The following is a 3,258-nucleotide window of genomic DNA, read 5'->3' on the forward strand; positions in this document are numbered from 1 at the left end:
GACAATCGTCCCGATAAAGTACAAGTGATATTCACAGATGGAATCCGCCGCATGCGTATTGTAGTGGATGTGGAATCAGCTCTTGAAAATGAAGGTCGGGAAGTTGCCCGTTCTCTCGAAAAAAGTGCCATTCTATCCATCATCGATCAAAAGTGGATGGAACATTTGCGTGAACTTGATTCTGTAAAAGAAGGTATCGGGCTTCGATCTTTTGCCCAAAAAGATCCCCTGCTTGAATACAAGCGTGAAGCATTCGATATGTTCAAAATGTTATTGGACGATATCAACCAGGAAGCAATATCACTCATCTGGAAAGCAATTCCTGAAGTTCAGGCTGAAGATTCCAAACTGCAACAGGCTCAGAAACAAAAATCACGGTTTGATACTTCAGCTATGGAAACCCAGCACGCTGACTCCACCGGAATGGGACTTAAGGCTCCTGCACCTCAGCAAGGCGGGCAAAAACCACAAGGCGGAAATGAGAAACGACAACCGGTTGAAGTAGCAGATGAACCCGGACGAAATGATTACGTGACGGTTCAAAATATGAACAGCGGTGAGACCAAAGAAGTTAAATGGAAGTACGCCAAAGGCATGGTGGAAGAAGAAGGCTGGATCCTGGTTGAGAAATAAGAATTAGAAAACCTCCTAAGGTCCTCGGAACGGTAGCTCAAAATCACAGGCTTGCGACAGGGCAGTAAGGTCATGTGAGTATGGGTAGTATCAGTGCTATACACCTGCTTAAGATTTATGGAAATGTGGAGACCATTTTGGGGATTCAGTTTTTTACAGCAGCTTAAGCACTCGATTTTAGAAAAAGCCTCAAACCCGGTAAAGGAGTGGAAATTGCTCATAAATTCATCAGATCGATAATTCCACTCGCAACAGAAGGTCACTATTTCAATAACGACATCAGCAAGTCTGTTGAATTGATCAAAGATCGGTCACTGGTTCAAAAAGTAGAGAAGTGGTTGACGAAAGTGTTGTAAATTTTTTGTATAAATATGTTGAGTGGAACAAATGTTATGTAAGATAGTTATTGAATTAAGCTTCAAGAGAAGAGAGAAATATAACGGCGATGCATTTTTAAGCCGCCACTTAAAGAATTCAGAGAGTAATTAAAATTCATTAACTATGTTTACACGTACCATAATTTCATTTTGGTTATTAATATTAATGACCGTTGCATGTCAAGAAACTCCGGGTTCAAATACAATAGAACAAGTAGCAGAAGTAATTGAAGGAGAGCAGAGTAAGAGCGTTACTTTTTATTTAGGTGATTATTTTAAAAGTGAATCACCCATTACTTTCGTTGATTTTAGTTCTGATAGCTTGTCTATTGAACCTCTCGTGGAAGATTCATTCCGAATTAGTCAACATTATTCTATATCGGGTGAATTTATTATAGAAGCAGAGTTGAGGAATGAAGACAATCAACAACTAAATTCGGAGCTTAGCTATATAATTAAGTCGAGTCCTCCTCCCTCGGAAGGAGTGTTGGTGATTATGCCATTGGGCGACAGTTTAACCAATGATGGACGCTCGCGCGCAACGCTTTGGAATCTTCTAATAGCCGATGGGCATGAACTTGATTATGTGGGTGATCAACAACAAGCAGGCCTTATTCCGGATCCTGATCATGAAGGTGTTGGTGGGGTTACCATCCAGGAAGTTACAGATAAAGCGGAAAGCCTGATGAATACACATAAGCCCCAGTATATTTTGTTGATGCTTGGCACAAACAATATAGCATGGTACTTAAATGAAACAGCAGAAGAGATAGCGAAACGGTGGGACGACCTGGTTCAGTTAATTTTTGATAGCTCAGAACCCGGCACATATATCATTGCGGCAACCATTCCACCGGTGACATCAAGAGAATCTGGAGAGGAAGAATTGGAAGAAAGAGACCGTGCTGAAGTGACAAAAATGTTCAATTCCAAGCTGCGATCTTATATCTCAAATCGTAAAGAAAATGGAGAGAACATCATCCTTGCTGATGTAGAAAAAGAGCTGAAACTTGAAGATCATGTGGGGAGTGATGGGGTTCATTTAAACGAAAGTGGCTATGAAATTATGGGAACGGTGTATTACGAGGCTTTGAATACTGTACTTTGGGAGCAGTACGCCATTTCAATCTTAGAGACAAACTAGAAGGGCGCATGGCTATGGACCCTTATTGGTTTAAATTCATCATCATGCTATGTACCTATTAATTTTTTCGCTATGTTTATGGCCGCATTAAAACAAAAAGGCATACGTGGAAGTTTTAGGGATAGACATTGGGAGTTATGGCATTAAAGGAGCCATTGTTGATACAGAAAAAGGAGAGATTGTATCTAAGAAAAAAACCACGGATAAAATTGAAGATACCCGGCCACATAAGCTCATATCCAAGCTCCACAAACTCGTAAAAAAGTTTGATTGGAATGGCCCGATCGGATGTGCATTTCCTGCTGCTACAAGTAAAGGTATTGTCCTTTCAACTACTCGTATGGATCAAGGATGGGTAGATGCTGATGCCGACCATTTATTTACAGAAATAACGGGATGCAATGTCAGTGTTATCAACGACACTGATGCAGTGGGGCTTGCCGAAATGACGTTTGGTGTAGGTAAAGGCCAGAGAGGAACCGTTATTGTTTTAACCGTTGGAACCGGAATTGGGTCCTCAATTTTTGTGGATGGCATTTTGGTGCCAAATACCGAACTTGGTCAAGTTGAAATCAAAGGAATCAGTATTGAGGAAAGAGCTTCAAACCGAGTGCGTAAGGAAGAAGGTATCCGCAAAAAAACCTGGGGAAAACGTCTTCAATTAGTTCTTGAACATTATGAACGTTTATTCCATCCCGATCTCTTTATTCTTGGCGGGCAGCTAAGTAAAAAAGCTGAAAAGACATTCCCCTACATAAAAATTAAAACTAAATTTAAAGCCGCCAGTCTTCTCAATAATGCCAGTATTGTAGGAGCTGCCTACTACGCCGCTTCCGTTCAATTAAAGAATAAAGAATTTTACCGGTAATTCTAGCGGTTAGAATGCAACGCCACCCGGTTCCCTTCACTATCTATGATCACCGCCATATAACCATTTTCCTCTGTGATCTGGCGTTTTGGTATCGTAATCTTGCCACCTGCTTTTTCGACACGATCAAGTACATGAATTAAGTCAGGATTTGCATTCAAATATAATAATGGCCCTTTTTTATCGCTTGGAATATACCAGTCCCCATTTTGGATAATAGTGCCACCTACGCTCCC

Annotated in this window: 3 protein-coding genes and 1 pseudogene; 3 read left to right on the top strand and 1 reads right to left on the bottom strand. The window is 40.9% G+C overall.

All coding sequences use genetic code 11. The features are described 5' to 3' along the window. From secA to ppgK, 3 genes and pseudogenes are all read left to right on the top strand, one after another. A pseudogene (secA, locus tag VFM80_RS05855) lies at positions 1-633 on the top strand (preprotein translocase subunit SecA); the annotation flags it as partial. Between the two features lie 543 nt (positions 634-1,176). Then, a complete protein-coding gene (locus tag VFM80_RS05860; RefSeq protein WP_395070500.1) occupies positions 1,177-2,154 on the top strand; it encodes a GDSL-type esterase/lipase family protein in 978 nt (325 codons plus the stop codon). A 106-nt stretch (positions 2,155-2,260) separates the two neighbouring features. Next, on the top strand, positions 2,261-3,022 hold the full coding sequence (gene ppgK / locus VFM80_RS05865; RefSeq protein ID WP_395070502.1) for a polyphosphate--glucose phosphotransferase: 762 nt from the start codon (positions 2,261-2,263) through the stop codon (positions 3,020-3,022). Positions 3,023-3,024: 2 nt separating this feature from the next. Here ppgK and VFM80_RS05870 read toward each other — a convergent pair. Continuing rightward, on the bottom strand, positions 3,025-3,258 hold a 234-nt coding region (locus tag VFM80_RS05870; RefSeq protein ID WP_395070503.1), incomplete at its 5' end, for a VOC family protein.

The sequence above is a fragment of the Gracilimonas sp. genome, assembly GCF_035704785.1.
Classification (GTDB): Bacteria; Bacteroidota; Rhodothermia; order Balneolales; family Balneolaceae; genus Gracilimonas.

What these genes read in the sequence shown, in the direction of transcription:
- VFM80_RS05860 (WP_395070500.1), top strand. Translation starts at nt 1,177, where the DNA reads ATGACCGTTGCATGTCAAGAAACTCCGGGTTCAAATACAATAGAACAA.